This window comes from Janthinobacterium sp. C22 (assembly GCF_057919405.1).
This window is the reverse complement of record NZ_CP193659.1, coordinates 1,228,147-1,252,949: the sequence shown is the minus strand read 5'-3', so window position 1 is coordinate 1,252,949 and position 24,803 is coordinate 1,228,147. Positions and strand designations below refer to the sequence as shown.

Here is a 24,803-nt window from a genome sequence, read left to right as displayed (position 1 = left end):
AAACACCATGATGATGATTTTAGGAATGTTCGTCTTCAGCCTGCCGACTCTGGCCTATCACGAGCTGCAGCGGCAAACGGAATGGAAGCACGCCAGCACGGCCCGCGTGGGCCTGCGCGACGCGCATCAGTACGTGGGGCCCGGCGACGACACGATTACCCTGTCGGGCTGGGTGGCGCCGGAACTGACCGGCTCCCTGTATTCGCTCGATGCCCTGCGCATGATGGCCGACACCGGTAAATCGTGGATTTTGATCCAGGGCACGGGCCGCATTCTCGGCTCCTACCGCATCACCAGCATGACGGAGGGGCGCACCATCCTGGACGGCAGCGGCGGCGCGCGCCGCGTCGAGTTCTCGATTGCGCTCAAGCGCGACGACGACGGCGTGCTGGCCATGGTCGGCCTGGGCGACATCGGCGACCTGAAAAACATGCTCAGCATCGACGGCATAACCAGCAGCATTGCCGGCGCGGCCAGGAATGCCGTGGGCAGCGTCGTGGGCAATGTCGTCGGCGGCATCACGTCGAAATATGGCGGCGTGGTCAGCGAGATGAAGGACAAGATCGGCGGCAGCATCAGCGGCGCCATCGGCAGCGCGGCGGACAAGTTCAAATGAGTACCAACATCCCCGCCTTCATGGTCAGCATCGAGGACAAGGATTTGACGGCCATCGTCTCGCCGCGGCTGATTAATCTGACCCTGACCCTGTGCCGCGGCGACGAGAGCGACCAGCTCGACATTTCCCTGGACGACAGCGACGGCAAGCTGGCCCTGCCGCCGCGCGGCGCGCAGATCGCCCTGGCGCTGGGCTGGCAAGCGTCCGGCCTGGTGGACATGGGCAAGTTCACCGTCGACGAGGTGGAGCACAGCGGCGCGCCCGACACCATCACCCTGCGCGCCAGGTCGGCCAACCTGATCGACACCTTCAAACAGCAGCAGGAACACAGCTTTCACAAGACCACCCTGGGCACCATCATCGAGGCCATCGCCTTTCGCAACGAGCTGGCGTCGGGCGTGTCCGCGCGTCTGCGCGATATCGCCATCGAGCACATCGACCAGACCCACGAAAGCGATGCGGCCTTCCTGCGCCGGCTGGGCAGGAAATACGACGCGGTGGCCACCGTCAAGAACGACACCCTGCTCTTCATCCCCATCAACCAGAGCCGCACCGCCAGCGGCAAGGCGCTGCCCGTCATTCCCATCACGCGCGCCCTGGGCGACGGCCACCGCTACCACAGCGCCGAAAGCGACGCCTACACGGGCGTGCGCGCCTTCTGGCACGACGAGCGCTACGCGCGCCGCCGCAGCGTGGTGGCCGGCGTGCCCGGCAACAGCAAGCGCCTGCGCACCACCTTCGCCAACGAAACGGACGCGCGCGCGGCGGCCGTCGCCGAATGGCAGCGCATCCTGCGCGGCCTGGCCACCTTTGAAATGAGCCTGGCCCTGGGCAACCCGGCCGTGTTCCCGCAATCGCCCGTGACCGTAACCGGCTTCAAGCCCGAGATCGACGCCACCGAATGGCTATCGGTCAAGGTCACGCACAGCTTGGGCGGCAACGGCTTTACCACGCGTGTGGAGTTTGAAACGAAAACGGAAGCGGTAGAGGCCGAGCGCGAGGAAGAGAAAGACCCGGACGAAGGCATCACGGGCGTGGTGGCCAAGTGGAAGGACGTGGCGGCGAAGAAGAGAAAGGCGGGGCAGGAGCAGGCCGGAGCCACGGGCACGCTCAAGACGCTGGAGCATCTTTACAGGAGCAAGCACGGCGCCATGCGCGCTGCCAAACTCGCATGGGAAAAGATAAAAGAGGTTCGAAGTATTATTGAAGAAAACAACCACGAATAATAAAAATAGGGATCAGTTTTAGAAAAACGTGAAAAAACTCTATCTTCAGGCAAAAATTTTAACGGAATTATCGTTAGAATTTGTGACAATTCGGTAGTTTTAACAGCATTTTTAAATGATAAGGTAGCCCACCACATTTGAAATTGGAGCAATCTGAATGGTAGATTTTAATAAACTGCGCGCCACGAAGCCCAAAGCTCAGCCAGTCGAGCCAGCTGAAATTTTGCGGCGCCTTCCTAAGCCGCCTGGCTTTAACGACCTATACACTAGTCAGAGCGATGTTCTAAAAACTTGGTTTGAAGACAGGAATGCAGCGGACGTCGTAATCAAACTGCACACTGGTGGCGGAAAAACTCTTGTCGGTTTGTTGATGGCACAGTCAACTCTTAACGAACTGAAATCACCTGTACTATATTTAGCTCCGACAACTCAGCTAGTAGATCAGACCATCGAACGGGCAAAACAATTTGGCATCCCAGCCGTGGCCTATCAGATCGGGGCCCCGCTACACGAGGATTTCCTCAACAGCAAAGCGGTTATGGTGGCGACCTATTCAGCTCTTTTTCACGGGATGAGTAAGTTCGGAATCGTTGGATCTGCGGATGTTGTGAGCGTGGGGGCAATCATTTTGGATGATGCACACTCTGCATTTTCCGAGGTACGTGAAAAATTTACTCTCAATGTCGATGCGATTGAATCACCACAGCAATACAAAGCGCTGTGCGACTTATTCCGTCTCTCGTTTCGTGAGGCTGGGAAAGCCGGAACTTTCGACGACATCATTTCAGAGCGTGATTTTGGAGTACTTGAGGTTCCATATCCTGCTTGGCGAGAAAATTTCGGAGCAGTTGAGCAAATTCTTCGCAATGAAGCAAAAACTCACAGATTTGTGTGGCCTTTAATTCGAGACCGTTTGAATATGTGCCACGCACTGATTAGCTCCAAACACTTTAGTATCACCCCGGTACTTCCTATGCTGGATACGTTCCCTACCTTCACAACTGCACCTCGCCGTATTTACATGTCGGCGACAATCGCGGATGACAGCGATCTTATACGAACGTTTGGTGCCGATGTGAATCTTGTCAAAAAGCCACTTACGTCACGATCACTGGCCGGGGTGAGTGAACGCATGGTGCTATGTCCAGACATGATGCCATTTGCAATGAATGACCGGACCGCTGTTGAAGAACTTTCACGCAACTTATCGAGCAAAAAAAGGCGTTGTGTTCTTAACGCCTTCCGATAAGATCGCCAAGGAGTGGGGTACGATTGCTACCGTTGCTAAAGGTTCAGATGCAGTTGCAGGAGCCATTGCCGCCCTGCAATCAGGCGCAAGTTCAGGACCATATGTATTTGCAAACCGCTACGATGGCATCGATCTTCCTGGGGACGCGTGTCGCCTTTTGGTAATGAGCGGTCTTCCTACCGGCACCTCAGAATATGAGCGTTATCGCGCAATCACACTCTATGGCGGGGCAGGTTTCACTAGGATGTTAGCTCAACGCATCGAACAGGGGATAGGTCGTGGCGCAAGGGGCGCTGGTGACCATTGTGCCGTACTCTTAGTTGGATCAGCTTTAGCGTCTTGGATCGCCAAGGATGCAAATTTCAGTTTCTTGACAAGTGCAACACAAGCACAACTATTAATGGGTACGGAAATTAGTAAAGCTGTCGCAGATCGTAATGATTTTTTTGGTACAGTAATGAAATGTATTGATCGTGATGCTGATTGGCAGAGCCACTATGCCGAAACGCTGGCGGAGTTAGTGGAGGATGTCGTTCAAGATGTTGAACATTTAGATCTGGCAGATGTAGAGCGTAAAGCTGTTGATCTGTGGGCAGCAGGCCACCATGAAAAAGCGATCGCGAAGCTGCAACGAGTTCTAGATCTGGGCAAGATTGACTTACAAACCAAGGGCTGGATATTGCAGATAACCGCACGCATAGCTGACGATTGGGGCAATGTAGAACGGGCTGAGGAATTGCAACGCTCAGCTTATGCAGCGAACAGCGCCATGCTTCGTCCACGTGTTCCGCCGCCGTACCGCGCTTTGGCACTACCAGGCGTTCAAGCTAAAGCAATCGTTGCTCCGATTCTTAAATATCGCATGCGACGTGGCTATTTGCAAACTCTCGAAGATATTCTCTCCAAGCTACACGCCGAAGCGTCAGCTAACCAGTTTGAAGAGGCGCTAGTCAATCTTGGAAGAATGCTAGGATTTACTGCTTCAAGGCACGATGATGCAGGCGTCGGGCCGGATGTGCTTTGGATTCTCCCAAGCAAAGTCGGTATGGTCATTGAAGCAAAAAGCAGAAAACGTGAAGCAAATCCGCTTAAGAAGGAAGAGCATGGACAATTGCTCGTCGCGGAGCAGTGGTTTGAAGAGCATTATCCCGGTCATACTTGTGAGCGAGTCAGCGTCGTCCCAAATGCCTTTGCGACAGAAGCAGCCATGGCGTCTAGATCTAAGGCATTGACAATGGATAGACTCGCTCATATCGGTGGAGATGCGCGTATCTTATTCCGAGAACTCTGCGATTCGCTGCTTGAGGCCGGTGAGTTGGAGGGACTGTGTGAGCGATTACTAAGCAAATCCAATCTAGCCGCTGACAAAATTGTGAATGCGTATCTACAGCCCTTTCAACAACGATAACTAGCTATGATCGTATAGATACAGAAACCACCTCAACATACTCTTGGGGTGGGTTTCCTCGCCACGCCCCCTACTTTAGCTAGCTAACTCCATCTGCCACTCACCCAAGTCGGTAGGCCATCAAAAGTTGCTGATGCACACTCGCATTTAATACCTCGCGCTGTCTCAATGACAACACCGACAGTGTATGCCTTGCCATCGAAATAGCATGAATTTCTGACAGCGCCGTTTCCCATGGAAATCATCGTGTCGCACCTATATTGCGGCCAACAGCACGCAAAGAGCAAAGGGGCTACAGCTGCAACTTTCCATCTCACTGCTGACCATACCAACGATAGCCTATCTTTCCGCCGCGCTTTACGTAGGTGATTTTTTTGCGACCAACGTTGATCGTTTGGGGAGCCGTGATATCCCCATGAATTTGCTGGCCTACTTTTCCATGAAAAACCATTTGCGTGTTGCGTTCGATTCCTCTTGGTGACGGGGGAGCGGCCAGCTCCGTAATCCCCTCAACAACACCAAGTACGCGTGCTTTTCCTCGCAGGTCCAGCTTACGATATCCGACTAACAGCTCATTCTCGTCGTCGGTCAACGTGGCGCTTGCGGCCGTGCCATGCAACACATATTGCGTATCGACGCCCACTGATGCGATGGCAATTAGATAATCCGCACTAGGAAATCTCTTGTCTTGTTCGTAATTAATTTGTGTGCCCTTCTCGACCTTCCCAACCAGTGCGAATTCCGGTTGAGTCATGCCTAGTCGCTTCCGTTCGCTTTTTAAGCGCTGCCCAAATGTATCCATATGTCTATCTTTTAGTTGCAAAGTACAATTTTTTGTACTAAAGTGACGTCATTACCATGTGACGTATACAAATCATATCCTATGACATCTACCGCTCCAGTCACGCGCCAGCCGAAGAACCCACTTTCGCAGCCAATCCCGATTCGCTTGCTCCCTCCTGAGATCGAGCGCGTGGAAAAATTCGCACAGCAAGACTCCCGTTCGCGGGCATCGTTTATGCGCCTAATGCTGTTACGTGGCCTGCAATCTTACGAGGCCGAACTCGAACAATTCTCCCTTGTCCATCACGCTTAACAGCACAGGAGCAGGCCCATGTATCCCGATCCAAAACGCGTCCGCAACAACCGTGTCATGGTGCGCCTTGACGAATATGAGTATGACGTCCTGGCCGCCATCGCCAATTATCAGGGCGAGGAACTGGCGCCGTTTCTGCGGCAGCTCGCGCTTCGCCAGGCGGCAATAGTGCTTGGCGACGACAACAGTGTCACCTTACCCAGCATTGCTGCCTAAATGAAGTCACCAATCAGCAACTTTTGAGCAGCCGAAAATATGCCCGACCGTTCCGTACCTGTAGAAATATGCGATGAAGACCAAGACACGTTTGAACGTGTCCGAATACAGCAGGGCTTGGACACCATCGATCAGGCTATCGAGTGGTTGATTAAGGATAACGTACGAATCGGGATTCGCAAGATGAGCGGCCGAGGCCGTGCCCTGTATCAAGTGAAAAGAAAAAACAAATGAGAGTCATCGGCCTGCCCTGCCCGCATTGCGAAAACACCGTCCGCGCCGTCAAAAGCCGCACGATGTCCGCCATGTTCAAGGAAATCACCTACATGTGCCAGAACCCCGAATGCGGGCACTCCTTCGTGGCAGGCCTGGAAGTACTGCGCACTCTCTCGCTGTCCGCCATGCCCAAGCCGGATATCCGCATCCCGATGTCCCAGCATGCACGCACAGCGGCCACCAGCCAACTGGCCCTGGACCTGACTGCGGGGTGCTGATGAACGCCTTACCTATCCTCGCGCCGCCGTAACCCGGCCGCTGTAACTCCCCCTCTTTTGCTGTGCCCTGCTGCGCTCCCTTTTGAGCGTGCGGGATTCGTTCAACCTGAAATAAGGAAAACCGATGGAAAACACGCTGCACGCCACCAGCCAATCCGGAATACCTGCAATGCCGAAGCCGGGCCGACCAGTCCTTGAAAAATGCGTCGTGCCCGTCGCTCCTACCTGTTTCCTGTTGCTGGCCAATGCTCAAACTCGCACCCGCACTCCTGACAACATTGCCGTGCTGTCCGATTATCTCCGCGAGATCGTCAAGACCTATCACGCCTATGGCGCGGCCAATCTTACCTTCATCATCAGCGATCTGCACGCGCTGCAGCATAGCGGCTTCTTCTTACCAGACAGCCAGCGCGCCCTGGCAGGTAGCTTGCCCATCGAGCTGCGCTACCTGTTCGCCAGCGAATCCGGCGTCGTGCAATGCACCAGCTCGTCGCGCACGCTGACTTACTGGGCCAAGTATTTAGCAAAGGAAGGGGCACGCTGATGCTGCGCCTGGCCAAAACCTGCGGCATCTGGATGCTGTCGCTCCTGATCGTCATTACCCCTGACGTTTTGCGGGCCATCGGCGCCATCAAGGACTGAGCCATGCCGGCGTCCCTTATCGAAAATCACCTGTCCTTCCAGCCTGCCGCCGAGATTCTGGCCGCGCGCGACAAGGATATGCCGACGCCACCGGGCGCCGGGCATGCGCTGGCGGCCATTGCCGAGGCCAAGGCATCACTGCGCAGCATCAAGCCGCGCAACCTTGCGCCCTTCATGGCCCAAGCCTGGGGATTGTCTCCGCGTGGCGCGCGCCGTTCCGTGTTGATCGCCGCCGGCATGGATGCCGACCGCTGGGAATCGCCCATCCACTCATTTACCGAGGAAGAGCGCATCGAGCTACGCGCCGCCACCTCTGCCGCTATCCGTGTGTACGAAAGACTGTTGAATGCAATCTAAACAAATCCTGCTGCCTGCCCCGCAACGCCATGAAGCCTTCTTGCGATCCGCGCAATTCGCGCCCGAGCTGGCCCGCATCCCGTTCAAGTGGCGCAACCGCGTCATCACGGCCGCCCTGGCCAAGATGGCCTGGTCGTCCTGGTACAAAGTCTATGAATCCGTCGCCACCAGCTTTGTGCGCGAGTTCGCCGAACAATACGTGCCGGCCGGCGTCGACCTGTCGCAGAGCGACGCCGACATCGTGGCCACCGCCGAGCGCGCGGCGGCCGGCGTCACCAAAATGCTGTGGATGGCCGTGTCCGACACGCACGCCCTGCAGATCATGGAAGACGAATGCGCCTCGTATGGCATCGAGCTGCCGGAGTTCGACACGATGACCGACACCATCGCCCGCCTGGTGGATGCACGCTGGTGGCGCCGCCAGTTGCGCAAACGCGTCAAGCGCGCCTTTGAAGCGGGCAATATCCGCCTGGGCTACGTGAACTATCGCGGCGAACCCTATGCCAGCAACGACGCCGTGCTGTCGCGCCTGGCGCAGAACCGCCGCAACGCGGCAGCGCTGGCCGCCACCCTGGTGCAAAACGAAAACGGCCAGCAATTCAGCATCGCCGAGCTGGCCGAGAAAACGACCGCGAATAAAGCCATCCGGCGCGGCGAGCTGATGTTGCGCATCAACGGTTTTGAACAGATCGCCCGCGAGTGCGGCGACCAGGGCATTTTCATCACCTGGACGTGCCCATCACGCTTTCACGCCATGCAGCACAGCGGCAAGCCAAACGCCAAGTTCGACGGCTCCACACCGCGCGAGGCCAATGCGTATTTGGGCAAGATGACCTCGCTGTGCCGCTCCGCGCTGGCGCGCCGTGGCATCGGTCTGTACGGCTTTCGCATCGCCGAGCCGCACCACGATGGCTGTCCGCATTGGCATCTGCTGCTGTTCGTGCGCCCGACCGCGAAATACAAGACGGTCCACCTGCGGGACGTGGCCGGCCGCGCCATCCGCATCATGAAGCGCTACGCCTGGCGCGTGGACCGTGGCGAACCGGGCGCCTTCGCGCGCCGCCTGGACGTGAAACGCATCGACTGGGCCAAGGGCAGCGCCGCCGGCTACATCGCCAAGTACGTGGCCAAGAACATCGACGGCGTGGCCGAGCACAAGACGACGGAAGGCTACGTTGTCACGGCCAACACCGAAGGCGATGTCGAGCTGACGCCATCGGCGCGCGTCGAGTCCTGGGCAGCCTGCTGGGGCATCCGCCAATTCCAGCAATGGGGCGGCGCGCCCGTCACCGTCTGGCGCGAACTGCGCCGCATCGAGGAAAGCATGCTCAACGAAGCGCCGGCAGCCATGCGCCGCGCCTGGGACGCCGTGCAAAAGATCGACGGAGAAAAGCGCGCCTGCTGGGCCGAATACCTGCGCGCCCAAGGCGGCGCCCTGGTGCCGCGCAAGGAACTGGTCGTCACCCTGGCCAAGGACGAAAAGACCGTCATTGGGCGCTACGGCGAAACACTGCGCACCACGCCCTACGGCGTGCGCTGCAGCGACCTCATAGGCGTGGTCTTCAAGTCCGTGCGCCATACGTGGACGCCCGTACAGGCCACAGGCGCTCGCGCGGTGGCTGTTGGGGTTGCCGTTCCTCGGACTCGTGTAAATAACTGTACGCACCCCGACCGCCCTGCCCCGGCCACGCCGCCGGCGGCACCCGTGCCGAACCTGTCGGACGAGGCAAAAACAGCGGTAATTGCAGCCTGGGCGGCCGTCAACGCGTGCCCGTGGCCCCGGCTGATCGTCCCCGACAACCCACCCCATGAAAGAAATGGCACATGAGCACCTATGCCGTGATCGTTCGCACGCAAACCGAACGCTTTGAATTTTTTGAGGTTGCCGCATCCAGCGGCGACGTGATCGACGCTGCCATCGACCGCTACGGCGTGTGCGGCGTTACCGCCAAACTAAAAGGAGCACCGCAATGCTGAACACTTCGACCAATTCGCCGCGGCAAATCGCCCTGGGCGACCGTGTGACATTCGATACCGACGAAGGCTACCAGGCCGGCACCGTCAACGACCTGCGCCGCGACGTGGGCAATGGCGAGCTGCATGCCTGGGTGGAGCTGGATCACCAGTGGCCGGGCATGTTCCGCGCGGTGCCGCTGGGCGCCATCGAGGCGGTCAAGAAGGCAACCGCGCCTGTCGGGTGCCCAGCATGACAGCGGAACGCTCATTACCTGCCGTGGCTGCCTTGTTCGTGCGCGCCAATTCGATCTACAAGACCATGCCGGCAGTTGACGCCTGGGACGCGGAGCGCGACGCCCGCGCCTGGCCAGGTGGTGTGCCGGTGGTGGCGCATCCGCCTTGCCGCTCCTGGGGCACGCTGCGCCACCTGGCCAAGCCGCGCCCGGACGAAAAGGAACTCGCGGTGTGGGCCGTCGCCCAGGTGCGCAAGTTCGGCGGCGTGCTCGAGCACCCGAAGCGCTCGACCCTTTGGCCTCATTGCGGCTTGCCAGCGATCGGCGAGCGGGACAAATTTGGCGGCTGGACGCTGCCGATTTTCCAAAGCTCGTTTGGCCACCGCGCCGAAAAAGCCACCTTGCTGTACATCGTCGGCTGTGCGCCGGCTCAAATACCGGCCATACCCATCATCCTGGGCGAAGCCTCGCATGTGATCGCCCAGTCCGGCCGCAACCGCGCCGGCGAGCGGCGCCGGAAAGGGGATCCGGGCTGGCGGCCGGAATGCGGCAAGGCAGAACGTGAGCACACGCCCGCCGAGCTGGCGCATTGGCTAGTTTCCCTGGCTCGACGCTGCAGGGTGCATGCGTGAGGATATCCATATGAGCACGTTCCTGTCCACGGACGAAATCTGTGCCCTGACCGGTCGCAAGATGAAAACGAAGCAAATTGAGGCGCTGCGGAAGATGGGCCTCCCCTTTTGGGTGAATGCCATCGGGCGGCCGGTTGTTACGGTCGCTGCAGTAGAGGGGCGCAAGGAAGCGCCACAGGAAAAAACATGGGTAATGCCAAGGATCAATAAAAATGGGCCGACGAAACACGCGTAATTTGAACATGCCACCAAACATGCACCCGCGCACCCAGCGCAGCGGCAGGGTGTATTACTACATGTACACGAAAGATAAGCCTCGCAAAGAAATTCCGCTTGGGCCAGATTTCATTCTGGCCTTGAAAAAATATGCTGAGCTGAATATTGTGGTGGAACTTACTGCCAACGCGACGTTCTCCGATGTCGAAACGCGCTACCTGGTTGAAGCGGTTCCAAAACTCGCCGCCAGCTCAGCGCGCATGTACCGGTCAGACATCAAGCACCTACTGGCGGCCTTTTCCGGGGCGCCGCTGGACCAGATCAAGCCAATGCACATTCGACAGTTCCTTGACGACCACGCCGACAAGCCGACCACCGCCAACCGTTGCAAACGAGTGTTTTCAACCATGTGGAACCATGCGCGCGGCTGGGGCTACACAAGCTTGTCGAACCCTTGCGAGGGCATCCAGGGCCATTCACTGGCAAAGCGTACCGTCTACATTACGGATGCTGTGTTCTCCGCTGTACGCATGCACGGCAGCGCGCCGCTACGGGATGCGATGGACTTGGCCTACCTGACCGGTCAGCGTCCAGCGGATGCGCTGCGCATGACTGAACAAGACATCATCGATGGGTACCTGATCATAACGCAGGAAAAAACCAAGCAGCCGCTGCGCATCACTATCACTGGGGAGCTGGCCAAGCTGATAGACCGTATCCGAGTGCGCAAGGCAACACACAAGATCGTGACAGGTGCACTACTGACCAATATTCACGGCAAGCGCCTGACCGCGCCAGCGCTTCGCACGCACTTTGACGCAGCAAAAAAGCGGGCGGCGGAACATGTGCCGGAACTGGCGCAGGACATCATGGCATTTTGGTTTTACGACCTGCGCGCGAAGGCAGCCGATGACACATCAGACGAACGTGGCGACCAGGCGGCCAGCGACCTTTTGGGGCACGACAGCGTGAAAACTACGCAGCGGCACTACCTTCGGCGAGGCAAGATTGTGGCTCCTACCAAGTAGACGCAACGTGCAATAACTTCTGTCCGAATACCACAGGCCTTCTTAGGTCTGCGAACACTATTCGCCGTATTTTTTCATTCTGTTGGAGGCGTTGTTTGAACTGGGTGCACGTGCCTATATCTTGTTGGCAACAAGTAATCTTTCACGAGCACCCTTCGGTTACAGATAATCTCTTCCTCCATGGCAACGGCTGCATCTCGAAACGCGCCCGCAAGGAAAATTAACTTGTCAGCAGAAAGCGCAGGCCCTACTTCAGCCTCATAAATTAGCGTGTTGACAGCACTGTTTCGGCGGAAAATTTCTTGGTGAGCTTGTGAAAGACCAGGAAAATATAAGCGAACCAGCATAACAATTTTTTTATGCAGATCGAGCCCTTGGCGCTCCATAGAGCTACCCTCGATTTTAGGCCTTGTGAACGGTGTAGCCACAGCAAGGGGCAACGCCACTTCTACCCTGTTGAGGTTATGGGCAGAGACTTCATTCAGCGCAAGATAGAGTTCCTCAAGCTTCTTTGTAAGAAGGTCTGTACGCGCTCGTCGTCCTAAAATCCATTGTGTCAAAAAGGTAACAACTATAGCAACACTTGCTGCTAACACTGCAGTGATTAAGGCTACGGCGCCTTGTGGTGCTGAGGCCAACCAAACTTGGAGTGCGGACATAGATCGTGAGGCCTAAAATAGACAACCAATGCGATTTGTGGAGCGGCGGCAGCTTTGTGGAGCGCCTGAGACAGATTTTCAGGCGTTTTTCATTGGAGCGGGTGAAGGGAATCGAACCCTCGTCGTAAGCTTGGGAAGCTTCTGCTCTACCATTGAGCTACACCCGCGAAGCCTGCATTTTACGCGGCTTTCACCCCGGTTGGCAACGTTGCGGTCCGTGGCGATAAGGAGAAATGAAATGGGCATTTTCGCCGAAATGCGATCCAGATCGCAGCTCCCTTACACTTTTGTCCATTGACAGTACTCTGCATATAATGAGATGCAAAAAAATACCGGTACAGATTTAAATCAACAAGGTATCACTTGAAATAATAGAGTAAGGATTCCCTCTGATATTTTTCGCTATCAATGTCAGCTTTTTTCATCGCTGCATACCAAAGTTTTGCCATTTCTTTTTGCCCAAGATCATTGACGCTGCATTGATCAGTACGATACTCTCCGGCAAGCGTACCAATGTCAGGGCCAGGGAAACGATTAATTAAAGGTTCTTGCCGTATGGAGATTGTAGGATCACCAGCGGCTCGATGACAATGGGCACTCAGCCCAATAACCCATTTATCCACCTTTGCACTCAGGCTTATCGATTTAACTGTGCCCTGAACTTCACGGCTGTAATTTGCGTTCGGATTATTTTCCATCAACGCTCCTTGCCATAAAGCAAAATCGAATTTTATTTTTTTAGAATTTGCCAAATCAATCGCAGATTTTAATTTTTTAGACGCCTCGTCATCCATTAAATTTTCATCTGATCCTGTCGCATTGACCAGCATAAAAACAACCCGATTTACCATACCCGCTTTAAGTATTTCTTCTCCCAATGGAATAATATTTCCCATATTTTCACAATTAGCTTTGGCAGATTTCATGCCGGCCGGAATCTCGTTCCCGCCTTCATCGATTTCATATATCCCCTCAACCTCGTTAAAATATTTTCCCTCACACACTGCAGAAGCATTTTCCTGGACTGCAAGTATATACATATCGCGAGCATGCGTGAATGTTGAGCAAAGTATCAAGAGTGCCGCAGTAAATGACTTAGCAACCGATAACATAGCGACTCCATTTTTTCAATATCTTCTTGAGCACAAAAACGACGCCTATAGAAACAACAACAACAACACCAACTTCAGCGAAAAATCTCAAAATCTGGTTGCCAAAATCAATATCTCTTGCTCCTCTGCGAAATATGGCCTCCATGATTCCATGGATGAAGAACAATCCGAAGCTTATCTTCGCAAAATATCCAAGAGTATTATTTTTATGCTCCATAAAACGCTCAAAGAGAAGGAAAATTGCGATCAGCAAAGCCAGCTTACCCGCCATAATATAGTTAAAGGTCCCAAGACCGCTAAAGAAACTTGGTGGCAAACTTTTGAATCCAGGAAACAAAAAACCCAACATCACAAAAACAACCAAAGAAATTGCAATAATTTTTCCCTTGGTTGAATTTTTCCATCCATCAATAACAAGGGCATCTTTTGCAGCAATGATACCTAATAAGTAAACCCCAAGAAAATGCAAAAAAGACAGCAACGGATTGGTATTGTGTGCTGTTCGTGAGGAAAACATGGAAAAAATTAAAGCACAGGCAGTAAGAACGTAGATGAGTTTCGTCTTTGATAAAATTCTAAAAATTGGTGTCATCAGGAAGAAAAGTACAATCATGGGTATAAACCACATAGGAGCGACGGCAATACCTCCCGAGAGCAATGACCAAAGCACAAATTTCATCGGTGTCAAACCGTAGAGTATGTGTTGCGAAGAGTAAATCCAGAATGCTATTGGAAGAATCGATAGAATCAAATATGGCAATACAACATACATAGCCTTCTTTGACAAATAATTCATATAATTGAATTTATTTACCTCAAGATAATAAAATAAATATCCAGAAATGAAAACAAACCAATTTGTCGCATCAGCGAAAATATAATAATAGAAATCCCCAAACCTTCCCATCTGCTGAATCGAAGCGATATGAGAAAACATTACAAAAATAATTGCGACACCCCGAAAATTCTCCAAGGAATATCTGAACTTCGAATTCATTTTAAATCCAATCTTCTATCTAGGAACAGCACTTACTGACTCAAGCCACATCGATGCCATTTTCTCCTGCCCCTTCTGGTTCAAATGGCAAACATCATATCTATATTCATTACCTAATAAATTAGTATTAGGCCCTGGATAGCGATTCAGTTGTGGGGCATTACCAACTAAAATTTGAGCAGACTCAATACCACTATCATATGCGCCAGAGCAACGAGAATGAACAGCAATCAGCCAGCGCTTGATTTTTACTTTACTGTTTACGTAGTCCAATACCGAGCGCAGACGCTCGGCATATACGATCTTGTCCGTACCGGCGTTTGATGAGCCTTGATGCCAAAATGCAAAGTCAAAACTTAACCCTTGTGCTTGCATTAAAGCAATGGCATTTGTTAACTTGCCAAACGCGGCACCACCTACCTGCCAGTCTTCCACCCTACTTCCAGCCACCCCGATTGGCATAAATACCACCTTTCGAGCAATACCTGCTTCAATCAATTTTTTCCAAGAGGCATCCACATCGCCCCCTTGCTGCAATCTGCCCATTCAAACGGATCGCGTGCAGCCTTCAGTGATCCATCTTTACCTATTTGAAATACATTATCGACAGCACCATAAACATATTCGTTGCAATTCGACGATATCGATTGTCCAATGATCAAAATTTTCATCTCGTCCAATGGCGGATTTACTATCGGCGGGACAGGAACGATAGAAGTAGGGTTGCCTATTCCACCTCCGCCACCGCATGCCGTCAATATCAACGCGGAAAAGAAAACAATAAAAATCTTCATAAATTTAGTTATCTCACAAGAATTTATTGCGATAGCGCGCAATATTATATAGGTTGAACAACATATCTGCTTTTCCTGCAGAACTAGTAGAGATATGGCCACTACTTGCCTAGCCTCCTGCGCGCCCCGTTCCCGTTGCAGTATCATAAGTCCGGCATAGCTGCCGGACTGACAGGTACACGTCAAAACGATCACTTCTGCCGACGGACATAGAAAAAATGCAGCATTTCATACGAACGGCGTGGCTCTGGGTCAGATTGCCATCACATATATGGGGATGCGGCCACACGGCCGAGATTCCAGACGGCAAGCAAGGGGCCTCTTCGCATGTAAGTAAGAGACCGGCACACTTCTTGATCAAACATCCTTCCGTCTACTACTGTTTTGCAAACATTGTTACTTGACACGCCTCGTCAGCGACTCTTCCGGGCTACGCTCTACTTGCTCTTATTCGCTGATGAAATCTGCAGCAGCTGCTTGCTCTCGCCCCCCGCCACGTCCGAACGAAATCATCCTCTTGATTGCCCAACTGAGCAGCTTCTTTGTTCGAAAAATGATGGGGAGTGTGGCGTCAAGGCAACTTGGTGCGAATTGTGGATCGCGTTATAACCACAACTAGGACCTAGGGGTACTACGTGAGGAAGGCGGCAGAATTGTGTACAACGAAACAATTTTACGCCGCATGGCAAGGACTTGGCAACTTTTGAAGCAACAAGTCAATACCTCAGTTAGCGAGGACATCCATGCACAAAAAGCATCGATTCTGTTTACGCAGAACAACGCCATGAGAACTAAGAGGAAAAAAGCTTTAATATTGGTCTAAAATACAGTGAATTATCGGCACCACAGACTGTACTGCGCAGACTGACATGAAAAAAGTTGTTACAATCATGTGACAGTCTAGCATTTCCGCTGTTCAACCTAAAAGGGTATCTCATGAAGAAAATTCTGATCGCTTCGGCAATCCTGTGCTTCGCTTCCGCGCAAGCAATGGCTCAATCGACACCGGCTCCTGCACCAGCAGCAGCTGCACCAGCAGCTGGCGCCGCTGCAGGCACCACCGTTGCTGGCCTGAGCGTCAGCACCATGATCGCAATCGGCGCAGCAGTTGCCGTTGTGGCCGGTGCAGCAAGCTCGGATTCGACCACCGCGCACACCACCCCAACCCACCATTAATACCTGGCTGCCCAGGCAGCAACAGGTAGGCCTATCCCGCAGCTTGATGTAGAGCCGAAAGGTGAAGGCCTGGTACCGCAATAGTTGACATACTCAAATATGTCAACTATTGCAATAAAAGCCCTTTTCATTTGAAAACGGGCTTTTTTTACTTTTTATCAAACATCAAAAAGATTGGCACCAGTCTTTCTGCTGTGGACGAATGATGTCATATCGTATGGTCATGCCTGCGATCCTCATCTATTCATTGAGAGATCCGCCTTTATGTCAGTCAAATATCCCGCGCCATTGCTTCAGTTGCCATGAAGAACCAGCCCTTCTTCAAGCGCATGGGATTTGCCCTACAAGGCATAGGCGCGGCCTTCCGCATGGAATCGAGCGTCCGCCTGCAGTGTCTGGCTGCCCTGATGGTGCTCGTCGTACTCTGTTGGTACCAACCACCCTTGATGTGGTGGGCCCTGCTATTGCTGAATTGCGGCCTGGTCCTGGCTGCGGAATTGTTCAACACCGCGCTGGAGCATCTGATTGATCACCTCCACCCATCCCTACATCCCAGCATCAAGATTGCCAAGGACTGCGCTGCAGGTGCAGTGTTGCTCCTCAGCATGACGGCCATATGCGTGTTTGTTGCTTTTTTGCTTGAAAACGTTGTGCGCTAGTAAGAATACAGGGGCGGCAAACTACAATACAAGACGAACGAAAGTGCGTGCCCAATAGAGTCGAGAGAAAATACAAAGTTTCTTGTAATTTATTAAAATACTGCCCCTGCTTACAACATTGACTTTTTTCCAGCATGTATGTCCACCTCCCTACATAAGAGTACGGCAGGCTGGACGAGCCTCAAGATATGCCAACTGACCAATTATTCGACACCGTCCAATATTATATTTACATTGATGCATAAATGACTACTCCCCTCGTACCAGTGATTCTTTGCGGCGGCTCCGGCACACGTTTATGGCCGCTTTCGCGCGAGGCATTCCCAAAGCAGTTTCTGCGCTTGTCGACCCAGGGCAGCATGCTGCAACAGACGCTGCAGCGCCTGGCCGGCATCGACACTGTGTCGCCAGCACTGTTGGTATGCAACGAATCCTCGCGTTTCATTGTCGCGGAGCAAGTGCGTGAGATCGGCCTGGAAAACAGCCGCATGTTACTTGAGCCCATGCGCCGCAATACGGCGCCGGCGATCGCTTCAGCCGCCTTGCATGCGATGGAGAATGGCGAAGATCCACTCCTGCTGGTGCTGCCATCGGACCACGTCATCTTGGATACCGCGGCCTTCCATCGCGCCATCGCGCTGGCGCGCACTGCTGCAGAGGCAGGTAATTTGTTAACTTTCGGCATCACGCCAACGGGACCAGAGACCGGATACGGCTATATTCGCGCCGAAGGCGCTGCAAGCGGGCAAGTTCAGCGCGTACTTGAATTCGTGGAAAAGCCGGTCCTGGAGCTCGCAGAACAATATATCGCCAGCGGCGATTACTTCTGGAACAGTGGCATGTTCCTGTTCCGCGCCAGCCGCTATCTGGAAGAACTGGCACAGTTCCAACCCGCCGTCCTGGCCGCGTGCCGCGCTGCCATCACCGCCGCGAAAAGCGACCTCGACTTCATTCGCCTTGACAAGGATGCCTACGCCGCCAGCCCCGATATCGCCGTTGACTACGCCGTCATGGAACGCACCAGCCATGCGGCTACCATCGCCCTTGATGCCGGCTGGAATGATATCGGCTCCTGGAAAGCCGTATTCGACGTGGCGGAAAAGGATGCCAGCCAGAATAGCACCCAAGGCGACGTGCTGATCCAGGATTGCAACGATTGCCTGGTGCACAGCAGTAGCCGCCTGGTCACTGCAATCGGCATGCGCAATACCGTTATCGTGGAAACCGCCGACGCCGTGCTGGTCATGGATGCGGATCAGGCACAACAGACCAAAACCATGGTCGCACAACTGGTCACCAGGGAGCGTCCCGAGGCCACCATGCACCGTAAAGTCTTCCGTCCATGGGGCTCCTATGATTCTATCGGCAATGGCGAACGTTTTCAGGTCAAGCGGATCACGGTCAAGCCTGGCGCCAAGCTGTCATTGCAAATGCATCACCACCGCGCCGAGCACTGGATCGTGGTCTCCGGCACGGCCCAGATCACCAATGGCGACAAGGAATATTTGCTGACCGAAAACCAGTCTACCTATATCCCCCTCGGCATCGTCCATTCTCTGGCCAACCCGGGCAAGCTACCGCTGGAACTGATTGAAATTCAATCGGGTAGCTACCTTGGGGAAGACGATATCGTCCGATTTGAAGACCGCTACGGCCGCGCTTAACCGAGCAGGACACAATCACCCTGCATGCAGCACCGCAAGAATTCACACTGAAGTTTATAAGGTTAAGCAAGTCATCATGAAACCAATCGAAGGCATCTTTGTACAAGAAGTGAAATGGTATTGCAGCAGCAGGGCAGAAAAATATTTTCTCACCTTTGCCGATGCACTGGCCATGTTCATGGCATTCTGGCTCGCTGGCAAATGGACGCTCGATGCCACCGGCTTGAACAGCTTCGGGCTGGATAGCTCGCGCCTGCTCAGTTACAGCCTGCTCTCCGTGGTCACTGTGGCGATCTTCAAGCTGAAGGGCCATCATGCCAAACGCCGTCCATACTCGAATGAAATCAAGGAAATCCTGAAAATCGCCATGGTCATGGGCCTGATTGACGCGGCCCTGGTCTTCCTCGACAAACGCGACTCCTCGCGCGAAGCGCTGCTGGCTACCTGGTTGCTGGTGCCGTGCTGTGCCTTGCTGCTGCGCGGCCTGGTCAAATACCTGTTGATGAAGGCGGGCGGCTGGATACGCCCCATGGTCATCATCGGATGGGGTGATAATGCCTTGCAAACTGCGCGTGCCTTCGATGAGGAAGCGTTGATGGGCTATCGTCTGATTGCATTCCTGATACCGGAAGGCCAAGACCGCCTGGAACATCAGTATGTGAATCGCAGCAAGCAGGTTGTGCCCTGCATTTCGTTGGGTCAGAGTCCGGAACAAACACTCAAGCTGCTGGGCGATCCGCATACGGTTGTCGCGCTGGAACAGGGCGGCATTGACGCTTATCAGGGCATGATCCAGCAGATCAGCCGTTGCGTTGCCAATATGCAAGTGGTGCCAGCCGTACGCGGCCTGCCCCTGTACGGCATGGAAGTCAACCATTTCTTTACACATGAAGTCTTGCTGCTGACCATGCGCAACAATCTGGCGCGGCCAGGTTTGCAACTGATTAAACGCTGCTTTGATCTGACGGCCTCGATCTGCGTGATGATCGTCGGCGCCCCCATCTTGCTGTGGATCGCGGCCAAGGTCATGGCATCGGGTCGTCCCATCTTCTACGGCCACAAACGCGTGGGCCAGAATGGCAAGCATTTTCTCTGCTACAAGTTCCGCACCATGGCCGTGAATGCCGACGTCTTGCTCAAGGAGCTACTGGAGCGCGATCCTGAAGCCCGTGCCGAGTGGGACCGTGACTTCAAGCTGAAAAACGACCCGCGCATCACCTCGATCGGCCACTTCCTGCGCCGGACCAGCCTTGATGAATTGCCGCAACTATGGAACGTACTGAAAGGCGAGATGAGCCTGGTCGGTCCGCGGCCGGTTGTCGATGCCGAACTGGAACGCTATGGCAACCAGATCGACTATTACCTTGAAGCCAAGCCCGGGGTCACGGGTCTATGGCAAGTCAGCGGCAGGAACGACGTCAGCTACGATACGCGCGTCTATCTCGATGCCTGGTATGTCAAGAACTGGTCTTTGTTCAATGACATTGTCATACTACTGAAAACGGTTAAAGTCATTTTCAAGAAAGATGGCGCATATTAGTAACGTTATTAAGTTAGTAGTTGTATTTAAGAATATTTAATTGCCCTCGCGCTCAAGACAATTTGTCGAGGGGGCATTGTGGCAATGTTCCAGAAAAAGGATAGCAGCATGATTTTAGTGACTGGCGGCGCCGGCTTCATCGGTTCCAATTTTGTACGCGACTGGCTGGCGCTCAACGATGAGCCCGTGATCAATTTTGACAAACTGACCTATGCTGGCAATCTCAGCAATCTGGCAAGCCTGGAGCAAGACCCCCGGCATATCTTTGTACGCGGCGATATTTGCGACACCGCCCACATCTCCCGCCTGTTGGCAGAACACCAGCCACGCGCCATCGTGCATTTTGCCGCAGAGAGCCATGTCGATCGTTCGATCCATAGCCCCGGCGAATTCATTTCGACCAACGTCAATGGCACCTTCAGTCTGCTCGAAGCCGCACGCGCTTACTGGTCCGGCCTGACGGGCGAAGCCAAGGATGGCTTCCGCTTCCTGCACGTCTCGACCGATGAAGTGTATGGCACCCTGGGACCGCATGACCCGCCATTCACGGAAACAACGCCATATGCACCCAACAGCCCGTACTCCGCATCGAAAGCGGCGTCCGACCATCTGGTGCGCGCGTATTTCCATACGTATGGCATGCCGGTGCTCACCACCAACTGTTCGAACAATTACGGTTCCTTCCATTTCCCGGAAAAACTGATTCCGCTCATCATCAGCAATGCCCGCGCCGGCAAAGCCTTGCCTATCTATGGCGATGGCATGCAGGTGCGCGACTGGCTGTACGTGGGCGACCATTGCTCGGCGATCCGCCGCGTCCTGGAAGCGGGACGCCTGGGCGAGGTCTACAACGTGGGCGGCTGGAATGAAATGGCCAATCTGGACGTCGTGCACACCTTGTGCGACATCCTCGATACGCTCGATCCCAAGGCATCGGGCAGCTATCGCGAACAAATCACCTATGTGCAGGATCGCCCGGGCCACGACCGCCGCTATGCCATCGATGCGCGCAAGATCGAACGAGAACTGGGCTGGAAGCCGGCCGAAACCTTCGCTACCGGCATTCGCAAGACCGTGCAGTGGTATCTGGACAACCAGGCCTGGGTACGCGACGTCCAATCGGGCGACTACCTGAAGTGGGTGGAGAAAAACTACGGGGCACGCGATACGGCACTGGAGCAGAAATAATGGGGGCCGCCATCGAACGCAAGGGCATCATCCTGGCTGGCGGTTCCGGCACGCGCCTGTACCCCGTCACCATGGCCGTGTCGAAGCAGCTGCTGCCCGTGTATGACAAACCGATGATCTACTATCCGCTGACCACCCTGATGCTGGCCGGCATACGCGACATCCTGATCATTTCTACACCACAAGATACACCGCGCTTCCAGGAATTGCTGGGCGACGGCAGCCAGTGGGGTATCCGCCTAAGCTACGCTGTGCAGCCCAGCCCGGATGGACTCGCACAGGCCTTCATCATCGGCAAGGAATTTGTCGGCGATGCACCATCGGCCCTTATTTTGGGTGACAACATCTATTACGGCCACGACTTTGAATCGCAGTTACGCGAAGCCTCGGCACGCACCAGCGGCTCGACCGTGTTTGCCTATCATGTTCACGATCCCGAACGCTATGGCGTGGTCGACTTCGATGATCAGCGCCGCGCTGTCAGCATCGAAGAAAAGCCACTCAAACCAAAATCGAACTACGCCGTCACCGGCTTGTATTTCTACGATAACCAGGTGTGTGATATCGCTGCCGGCATCGCCCCCTCACCACGTGGCGAACTGGAAATCACGGATGTGAACCGGGTTTATCTTGAGCGCGGCGAGCTCAATGTGGAGTTGATGGGACGTGGCATGGCCTGGCTTGATACTGGTACGCATGAATCGTTGCTGGAAGCAGGACAATTCATTGCGACGATTGAAAACCGACAAGGCCTGAAGGTAGCTTGCCCAGAAGAAATTGCCTACCGCAAGGGGTATATCGATGCAGCAAAGCTGGAGCAGCTGGCCCAGCCATTGAAAAAATGCCTATGGCCAGTACCTGCTGCGTCTCCTCGAAGAAAAAATATACTAAGGCCTGAAAGGCTCATTTCATACCATGCAAATTCAAACGACAGCAATACCTGATGTTCTGATCATCGAGCCAACCGTGTTTGGCGATGATCGCGGGTTTTTCTATGAAAGCTTTAACCAGAAGCGCTTTGCCGAGCTGACAGGTGTCAAGCGCGATTTCGTGCAGGACAACCATTCCAAATCAGCGAAGGGAGTGTTACGCGGCCTGCACTACCAAATCCAGCAAGCGCAAGGAAAACTTGTGCGCGTCACCGCGGGCGAAGTGTTCGACGTTGCCGTCGATTTACGCAAAAGCTCCGCAACTTTCGGCCACTGGGTCGGAGTTACCCTGTCGGCCGCCAATAAGCGCCAACTGTGGGTTCCTGAAGGGTTTGCGCATGGCTTCGTCGTAACCAGTGACCATGCCGAGTTTCTCTACAAAACAACAGACTATTGGGCACCGGAGTTCGAACGCAGCATCCTGTGGAATGATCCGGCGATCGGTATCGATTGGCCTTTGGACGGCGAACCACTGTTGTCGGGCAAAGATAAAGTGGGCACGCTGCTGGCCAACGCCGACGTCTTCGCCTGATCCACCAATCTGTCCAACTGGAATCAATCTATCTCATGAGTCGCATCTTAATCACAGGAAAAACCGGCCAGGTCGGTTACGAACTTGAACGCAGCCTACAGGGCCTGGGCGAAATTATCGCCGTTGACCGCAGTCAAATGGATCTAGCTGACCTGGACCAAGTGCGCGATGTCATCCGTCGCGTAAAGCCGACCCTGATCGTCAACCCGGCAGCCTATACAGCGGTCGACAAGGCCGAGAGCGAGCCGGCACTGGCCTTGCGCATCAATGGCGAAGCACCCGGTGTCATGGCCGAGGAAGCCAAAAAACTGGGGGCGGCGCTGATCCATTACAGCACCGACTATGTTTTTGACGGTAGCAAGGACGGTGCGTATATTGAAACCGACCCGACCTGCCCGATCAATGTCTACGGCAGCAGCAAACTGGCTGGAGAACAAGCTATCCAGGCCACTGGCATCCCTCACCTGATCTTGCGCACCAGCTGGGTCTATAGCACGCACGGCAAGAATTTCTTGCTGACCATGCGCCGCCTGGCGCAAGAACGTGAAGAGTTGGGCATCGTTTCCGATCAATACGGCGCGCCGACATGGAGCCGCACCATTGCAGACACCACTGCGCATATCGTGGCACAAAGCCTTGCAGCGGCTGATCGGCAGGCATGGTGGAAAGAGCGGGCTGGCCTGTATCATTTGACAGCACAGGGCAACACCACCTGGTTTGGCTTTACCGAGGCCATCATGGCTAATCCATCGGTCACGAAGAAACCAAGGCTCAAACCGATACTGGCTCAGGATTACCCCGTGCCAGCCAAACGGCCGACGAATTCCGTGCTGTCGTCGCAGCGCCTGATCGACAGATTCTGCGGCTTGCCGCAATGGCAGGATGCATTAAAACTTTGCATGGGCTAAGTAACACCAATGGCCGTCACTCATGTGACGGCCATTTTTTCATCATAAAATTAATAATTTAGCAATATAAAATATCGGTTTGCACTCTTCTGGCAAAAACATGTTGAAAAATGAAGATTCCTTGCGGCTACAGTTGCTGCGCTTCCCACTGATCGTTGGCGTGGTTTTTATACATGCTTACACGCTGGCCACAAATCCCTCGGCCGCAGGAGCGAGCCACATCAATGAGTTTGTACAAACGCTGATTTCACAGGAACTGGCCCGCTGCGCCGTACCATTGTTTTTCCTGATGTCTGGTTATCTGTTTTTTTCCGGCGCAGAATGGTCAAATGATCAGTATAAAAGCAAAATACAGTCGCGCGTCCATACATTGCTGATACCGTTCTTGTTCTGGAACGTTCTGGTTCTGCTTTTATTTGCTGCGGCGCAATCCTATCCAAAAACAGAATCATTTTTTCCGGAAAAATGACACTGATAAGTGACTATGGAATTTTTGATTATATTAAAGCGATTTTTGGAATCAACCGTTTTCCGGCATCTTATCAATTCTGGTTCATCCGTGACCTGATGATCCTGGTTTTATTGGCACCATTAATCAGTCAGTTATTGAAAAAATTCCTGCCATATCATTGGCAACCCTCCTGACATTCTGGTTTGTCAGTTTTGGTGGAAACGCTTCAGAGTCAGCGTTGTTCTTCATTCTGGGTGCTTACTTCGGCATCAAGCGGCAAAGCCTGTTCTTGCTGGATAAACAGGCAAAATGGATATTCCCCCTGTATATCGTCATTATCGTAACGAACAGCGCATTTCCGGATACCCAGGTTTATCGCTATTTTCACAAGATCGGTATCATGTTCGGTATCCCTGCATTTATTTACCTGACCAAGGAAATTGCAAAGATGACTGCGTTGAAAAATGCTTTGGTAGTGTTGGGATCTGCCAGTTTTTTCGTTTTTGCAGCGCACGAACCATTATTGACGGTCATCAGAAAAATAGCGTACAAAATACTGCAACCACAACATGCTGAAAAAATACTGGCAATTTATTTCATGTCGGTCACGGCAACTGTCGCTATCTGTATTTGCCTGTTTTTCCTGCTTAAACTCGTTTTTCCGAGATTTACCAAGCTTATTGCTGGCGGCAGGTAAGATCACGATTTTCGTATGCATGCCATGGCAATGCGACTAATCGAGGCAGGCATATTGAAAGCCGGATGGGAGTATTGCCGTTAAGGCAAAATAATGCATAGGTTGGCAAGGAGATGGCTTGCCAAGCC

Annotated in this window: 29 protein-coding genes, 1 tRNA gene and 1 pseudogene; 24 read left to right on the top strand and 7 right to left on the bottom strand. The window is 53.7% G+C overall.

The window, feature by feature from the left end; all coding sequences use genetic code 11:
- Nucleotides 1-7: 7 nt before the first annotated feature.
- The 4 genes from ACRHIG_RS05670 (at nucleotide 8) to ACRHIG_RS05655 (ending at nucleotide 4,499) form a co-directional block, all read left to right on the top strand.
- Nucleotides 8-616, top strand: a complete 609-nt coding sequence (locus ACRHIG_RS05670; protein ID WP_489629610.1) for a phage tail protein — start codon at nucleotides 8-10, stop codon at nucleotides 614-616.
- Entirely contained in the window at nucleotides 613-1,842 is a 1,230-nt protein-coding gene (locus tag ACRHIG_RS05665) for a phage late control D family protein (RefSeq protein WP_489629609.1), read from the top strand. The genes ACRHIG_RS05670 and ACRHIG_RS05665 overlap by 4 nt, the downstream gene beginning before the upstream one ends.
- A gap of 157 nt (nucleotides 1,843-1,999) precedes the next feature.
- Nucleotides 2,000-3,091 (top strand): DEAD/DEAH box helicase, encoded by a 1,092-nt coding sequence (locus tag ACRHIG_RS05660; RefSeq protein ID WP_489629608.1) that lies wholly within the window; start codon nucleotides 2,000-2,002, stop codon nucleotides 3,089-3,091.
- A complete protein-coding gene (locus ACRHIG_RS05655) occupies nucleotides 3,027-4,499 on the top strand; it encodes a hypothetical protein (protein WP_489629607.1) in 1,473 nt (490 codons plus the stop codon). Before ACRHIG_RS05660 ends, ACRHIG_RS05655 begins: the two co-directional genes overlap by 65 nt.
- Nucleotides 4,500-4,812: 313 nt before the next feature.
- Here the strand turns inward: ACRHIG_RS05655 and ACRHIG_RS05650 are convergent, their stop codons facing one another.
- Nucleotides 4,813-5,301: a helix-turn-helix domain-containing protein gene (locus tag ACRHIG_RS05650; RefSeq protein WP_489629606.1), complete on the bottom strand. Its 489-nt coding sequence runs from the start codon at nucleotides 5,299-5,301 to the stop codon at nucleotides 4,813-4,815.
- A 312-nt stretch (nucleotides 5,302-5,613) separates the two neighbouring features.
- Between ACRHIG_RS05650 and ACRHIG_RS05645 the strand changes: the two genes are divergently transcribed.
- From ACRHIG_RS05645 to ACRHIG_RS05600, 10 genes are all read left to right on the top strand, one after another.
- Nucleotides 5,614-5,811: a hypothetical protein gene (locus ACRHIG_RS05645; RefSeq protein WP_034745824.1), complete on the top strand. Its 198-nt coding sequence runs from the start codon at nucleotides 5,614-5,616 to the stop codon at nucleotides 5,809-5,811.
- Nucleotides 5,812-6,041: 230 nt separating this feature from the next.
- Entirely contained in the window at nucleotides 6,042-6,305 is a 264-nt protein-coding gene (locus ACRHIG_RS05640; protein ID WP_489629605.1) for an Ogr/Delta-like zinc finger protein, read from the top strand.
- Between the two features lie 124 nt (nucleotides 6,306-6,429).
- On the top strand, nucleotides 6,430-6,849 hold the full coding sequence (locus ACRHIG_RS05635) for a hypothetical protein (RefSeq protein WP_489629604.1): 420 nt from the start codon (nucleotides 6,430-6,432) through the stop codon (nucleotides 6,847-6,849).
- Between the two features lie 101 nt (nucleotides 6,850-6,950).
- Nucleotides 6,951-7,304, top strand: coding sequence for a hypothetical protein (locus tag ACRHIG_RS05630; RefSeq protein ID WP_489629603.1), 354 nt, complete (start codon nucleotides 6,951-6,953; stop codon nucleotides 7,302-7,304).
- Nucleotides 7,294-9,132, top strand: a complete 1,839-nt coding sequence (locus ACRHIG_RS05625; protein WP_489629602.1) for a replication endonuclease — start codon at nucleotides 7,294-7,296, stop codon at nucleotides 9,130-9,132. Before ACRHIG_RS05630 ends, ACRHIG_RS05625 begins: the two co-directional genes overlap by 11 nt.
- Entirely contained in the window at nucleotides 9,129-9,281 is a 153-nt protein-coding gene (locus tag ACRHIG_RS05620) for a hypothetical protein (protein WP_175539401.1), read from the top strand. The genes ACRHIG_RS05625 and ACRHIG_RS05620 overlap by 4 nt, the downstream gene beginning before the upstream one ends.
- The gene (locus ACRHIG_RS05615) at nucleotides 9,275-9,514 is read left to right on the top strand and encodes a hypothetical protein (RefSeq protein ID WP_051958924.1); all 240 of its coding nucleotides are present in this window, start codon (nucleotides 9,275-9,277) and stop codon (nucleotides 9,512-9,514) included. Before ACRHIG_RS05620 ends, ACRHIG_RS05615 begins: the two co-directional genes overlap by 7 nt.
- The gene (locus ACRHIG_RS05610) at nucleotides 9,511-10,125 is read left to right on the top strand and encodes a hypothetical protein (protein WP_489629601.1); all 615 of its coding nucleotides are present in this window, start codon (nucleotides 9,511-9,513) and stop codon (nucleotides 10,123-10,125) included. The genes ACRHIG_RS05615 and ACRHIG_RS05610 overlap by 4 nt, the downstream gene beginning before the upstream one ends.
- Nucleotides 10,126-10,135: 10 nt before the next feature.
- Nucleotides 10,136-10,360, top strand: coding sequence for a DUF4224 domain-containing protein (locus ACRHIG_RS05605; protein ID WP_489629600.1), 225 nt, complete (start codon nucleotides 10,136-10,138; stop codon nucleotides 10,358-10,360).
- Nucleotides 10,361-10,379: 19 nt separating this feature from the next.
- Nucleotides 10,380-11,369 carry a tyrosine-type recombinase/integrase gene (locus ACRHIG_RS05600; protein ID WP_489629599.1) on the top strand — a complete coding sequence of 330 codons (990 nt, stop codon included), beginning with the start codon at nucleotides 10,380-10,382 and terminating at the stop codon, nucleotides 11,367-11,369.
- 74 nt (nucleotides 11,370-11,443) lie between these two features.
- Here the strand turns inward: ACRHIG_RS05600 and ACRHIG_RS05595 are convergent, their stop codons facing one another.
- From ACRHIG_RS05595 to ACRHIG_RS05570, 6 genes are all read right to left on the bottom strand, one after another.
- Nucleotides 11,444-12,028, bottom strand: coding sequence for a hypothetical protein (locus ACRHIG_RS05595; protein ID WP_489629598.1), 585 nt, complete (start codon nucleotides 12,026-12,028; stop codon nucleotides 11,444-11,446).
- Nucleotides 12,029-12,121: 93 nt separating this feature from the next.
- A tRNA-Gly gene (locus tag ACRHIG_RS05590) sits at nucleotides 12,122-12,195 on the bottom strand.
- Between the two features lie 192 nt (nucleotides 12,196-12,387).
- Nucleotides 12,388-13,140, bottom strand: a complete 753-nt coding sequence (locus ACRHIG_RS05585; RefSeq protein ID WP_489629597.1) for a hypothetical protein — start codon at nucleotides 13,138-13,140, stop codon at nucleotides 12,388-12,390.
- A complete protein-coding gene (locus tag ACRHIG_RS05580; protein WP_489629596.1) occupies nucleotides 13,124-14,137 on the bottom strand; it encodes an acyltransferase family protein in 1,014 nt (337 codons plus the stop codon). Before ACRHIG_RS05580 ends, ACRHIG_RS05585 begins: the two co-directional genes overlap by 17 nt.
- A gap of 15 nt (nucleotides 14,138-14,152) precedes the next feature.
- The gene (locus ACRHIG_RS05575; RefSeq protein ID WP_489629595.1) at nucleotides 14,153-14,656 is read right to left on the bottom strand and encodes a sialate O-acetylesterase; all 504 of its coding nucleotides are present in this window, start codon (nucleotides 14,654-14,656) and stop codon (nucleotides 14,153-14,155) included.
- Nucleotides 14,632-14,931 carry a hypothetical protein gene (locus ACRHIG_RS05570; protein ID WP_489629594.1) on the bottom strand — a complete coding sequence of 100 codons (300 nt, stop codon included), beginning with the start codon at nucleotides 14,929-14,931 and terminating at the stop codon, nucleotides 14,632-14,634. The genes ACRHIG_RS05575 and ACRHIG_RS05570 overlap by 25 nt, the downstream gene beginning before the upstream one ends.
- A 936-nt stretch (nucleotides 14,932-15,867) precedes the next feature.
- Here ACRHIG_RS05570 and ACRHIG_RS05565 point away from each other — a divergent pair.
- From ACRHIG_RS05565 to ACRHIG_RS05520, 10 genes and pseudogenes are all read left to right on the top strand, one after another.
- Entirely contained in the window at nucleotides 15,868-16,107 is a 240-nt protein-coding gene (locus ACRHIG_RS05565; RefSeq protein ID WP_170846353.1) for a hypothetical protein, read from the top strand.
- Nucleotides 16,108-16,409: 302 nt separating this feature from the next.
- The gene (locus ACRHIG_RS05560; RefSeq protein WP_489629593.1) at nucleotides 16,410-16,766 is read left to right on the top strand and encodes a diacylglycerol kinase; all 357 of its coding nucleotides are present in this window, start codon (nucleotides 16,410-16,412) and stop codon (nucleotides 16,764-16,766) included.
- A 245-nt stretch (nucleotides 16,767-17,011) separates the two neighbouring features.
- Nucleotides 17,012-18,430: a mannose-1-phosphate guanylyltransferase/mannose-6-phosphate isomerase gene (locus ACRHIG_RS05555; protein WP_489629592.1), complete on the top strand. Its 1,419-nt coding sequence runs from the start codon at nucleotides 17,012-17,014 to the stop codon at nucleotides 18,428-18,430.
- A 76-nt stretch (nucleotides 18,431-18,506) separates the two neighbouring features.
- Entirely contained in the window at nucleotides 18,507-19,970 is a 1,464-nt protein-coding gene (wbaP, locus tag ACRHIG_RS05550; RefSeq protein ID WP_489630749.1) for an undecaprenyl-phosphate galactose phosphotransferase WbaP, read from the top strand.
- Nucleotides 19,971-20,078: 108 nt separating this feature from the next.
- Complete coding sequence (gene rfbB / locus ACRHIG_RS05545) at nucleotides 20,079-21,158, top strand: dTDP-glucose 4,6-dehydratase (protein ID WP_475417864.1); 1,080 nt, start codon at nucleotides 20,079-20,081, stop codon at nucleotides 21,156-21,158.
- Nucleotides 21,158-22,049 (top strand): annotated as a pseudogene (gene rfbA / locus ACRHIG_RS05540) (glucose-1-phosphate thymidylyltransferase RfbA). The gene rfbB and the pseudogene rfbA overlap by 1 nt, the downstream one beginning before the upstream one ends.
- Before the next feature lie 24 nt (nucleotides 22,050-22,073).
- Nucleotides 22,074-22,619 carry a dTDP-4-dehydrorhamnose 3,5-epimerase gene (gene rfbC / locus ACRHIG_RS05535; protein ID WP_489629591.1) on the top strand — a complete coding sequence of 182 codons (546 nt, stop codon included), beginning with the start codon at nucleotides 22,074-22,076 and terminating at the stop codon, nucleotides 22,617-22,619.
- 35 nt (nucleotides 22,620-22,654) lie between these two features.
- Nucleotides 22,655-23,527 (top strand): dTDP-4-dehydrorhamnose reductase, encoded by an 873-nt coding sequence (rfbD, locus tag ACRHIG_RS05530; protein WP_489629590.1) that lies wholly within the window; start codon nucleotides 22,655-22,657, stop codon nucleotides 23,525-23,527.
- 100 nt (nucleotides 23,528-23,627) lie between these two features.
- The gene (locus tag ACRHIG_RS05525) at nucleotides 23,628-23,996 is read left to right on the top strand and encodes an acyltransferase family protein (protein WP_489629589.1); all 369 of its coding nucleotides are present in this window, start codon (nucleotides 23,628-23,630) and stop codon (nucleotides 23,994-23,996) included.
- Nucleotides 23,997-24,156: 160 nt separating this feature from the next.
- Nucleotides 24,157-24,675, top strand: a complete 519-nt coding sequence (locus ACRHIG_RS05520) for an acyltransferase family protein (protein ID WP_489629588.1) — start codon at nucleotides 24,157-24,159, stop codon at nucleotides 24,673-24,675.
- Nucleotides 24,676-24,803 lie beyond the last annotated feature (128 nt).

What these genes read in the sequence shown, in the direction of transcription:
- ACRHIG_RS05620 (WP_175539401.1), top strand. Translation starts at nt 9,129, where the DNA reads ATGAGCACCTATGCCGTGATCGTTCGCACGCAAACCGAACGCTTTGAA.
- ACRHIG_RS05615 (WP_051958924.1), top strand. Translation starts at nt 9,275, where the DNA reads ATGCTGAACACTTCGACCAATTCGCCGCGGCAAATCGCCCTGGGCGAC.
- rfbC (WP_489629591.1), top strand. Translation starts at nt 22,074, where the DNA reads ATGCAAATTCAAACGACAGCAATACCTGATGTTCTGATCATCGAGCCA.
- ACRHIG_RS05585 (WP_489629597.1), bottom strand. Translation starts at nt 13,140, where the DNA reads ATGTTATCGGTTGCTAAGTCATTTACTGCGGCACTCTTGATACTTTGC.
- ACRHIG_RS05635 (WP_489629604.1), top strand. Translation starts at nt 6,430, where the DNA reads ATGGAAAACACGCTGCACGCCACCAGCCAATCCGGAATACCTGCAATG.
- ACRHIG_RS05605 (WP_489629600.1), top strand. Translation starts at nt 10,136, where the DNA reads ATGAGCACGTTCCTGTCCACGGACGAAATCTGTGCCCTGACCGGTCGC.
- ACRHIG_RS05565 (WP_170846353.1), top strand. Translation starts at nt 15,868, where the DNA reads ATGAAGAAAATTCTGATCGCTTCGGCAATCCTGTGCTTCGCTTCCGCG.
- ACRHIG_RS05660 (WP_489629608.1), top strand. Translation starts at nt 2,000, where the DNA reads ATGGTAGATTTTAATAAACTGCGCGCCACGAAGCCCAAAGCTCAGCCA.
- ACRHIG_RS05625 (WP_489629602.1), top strand. Translation starts at nt 7,294, where the DNA reads ATGCAATCTAAACAAATCCTGCTGCCTGCCCCGCAACGCCATGAAGCC.
- rfbB (WP_475417864.1), top strand. Translation starts at nt 20,079, where the DNA reads ATGATTTTAGTGACTGGCGGCGCCGGCTTCATCGGTTCCAATTTTGTA.
- ACRHIG_RS05640 (WP_489629605.1), top strand. Translation starts at nt 6,042, where the DNA reads ATGAGAGTCATCGGCCTGCCCTGCCCGCATTGCGAAAACACCGTCCGC.
- ACRHIG_RS05600 (WP_489629599.1), top strand. Translation starts at nt 10,380, where the DNA reads ATGCACCCGCGCACCCAGCGCAGCGGCAGGGTGTATTACTACATGTAC.
- ACRHIG_RS05525 (WP_489629589.1), top strand. Translation starts at nt 23,628, where the DNA reads ATGTTGAAAAATGAAGATTCCTTGCGGCTACAGTTGCTGCGCTTCCCA.
- ACRHIG_RS05595 (WP_489629598.1), bottom strand. Translation starts at nt 12,028, where the DNA reads ATGTCCGCACTCCAAGTTTGGTTGGCCTCAGCACCACAAGGCGCCGTA.
- ACRHIG_RS05570 (WP_489629594.1), bottom strand. Translation starts at nt 14,931, where the DNA reads ATGAAGATTTTTATTGTTTTCTTTTCCGCGTTGATATTGACGGCATGC.
- ACRHIG_RS05580 (WP_489629596.1), bottom strand. Translation starts at nt 14,137, where the DNA reads ATGAATTCGAAGTTCAGATATTCCTTGGAGAATTTTCGGGGTGTCGCA.
- ACRHIG_RS05630 (WP_489629603.1), top strand. Translation starts at nt 6,951, where the DNA reads ATGCCGGCGTCCCTTATCGAAAATCACCTGTCCTTCCAGCCTGCCGCC.
- rfbD (WP_489629590.1), top strand. Translation starts at nt 22,655, where the DNA reads ATGAGTCGCATCTTAATCACAGGAAAAACCGGCCAGGTCGGTTACGAA.
- ACRHIG_RS05665 (WP_489629609.1), top strand. Translation starts at nt 613, where the DNA reads ATGAGTACCAACATCCCCGCCTTCATGGTCAGCATCGAGGACAAGGAT.
- ACRHIG_RS05670 (WP_489629610.1), top strand. Translation starts at nt 8, where the DNA reads ATGATGATGATTTTAGGAATGTTCGTCTTCAGCCTGCCGACTCTGGCC.
- ACRHIG_RS05645 (WP_034745824.1), top strand. Translation starts at nt 5,614, where the DNA reads ATGTATCCCGATCCAAAACGCGTCCGCAACAACCGTGTCATGGTGCGC.
- ACRHIG_RS05560 (WP_489629593.1), top strand. Translation starts at nt 16,410, where the DNA reads ATGAAGAACCAGCCCTTCTTCAAGCGCATGGGATTTGCCCTACAAGGC.
- ACRHIG_RS05555 (WP_489629592.1), top strand. Translation starts at nt 17,012, where the DNA reads ATGACTACTCCCCTCGTACCAGTGATTCTTTGCGGCGGCTCCGGCACA.
- ACRHIG_RS05650 (WP_489629606.1), bottom strand. Translation starts at nt 5,301, where the DNA reads ATGGATACATTTGGGCAGCGCTTAAAAAGCGAACGGAAGCGACTAGGC.
- ACRHIG_RS05610 (WP_489629601.1), top strand. Translation starts at nt 9,511, where the DNA reads ATGACAGCGGAACGCTCATTACCTGCCGTGGCTGCCTTGTTCGTGCGC.
- wbaP (WP_489630749.1), top strand. Translation starts at nt 18,507, where the DNA reads ATGAAACCAATCGAAGGCATCTTTGTACAAGAAGTGAAATGGTATTGC.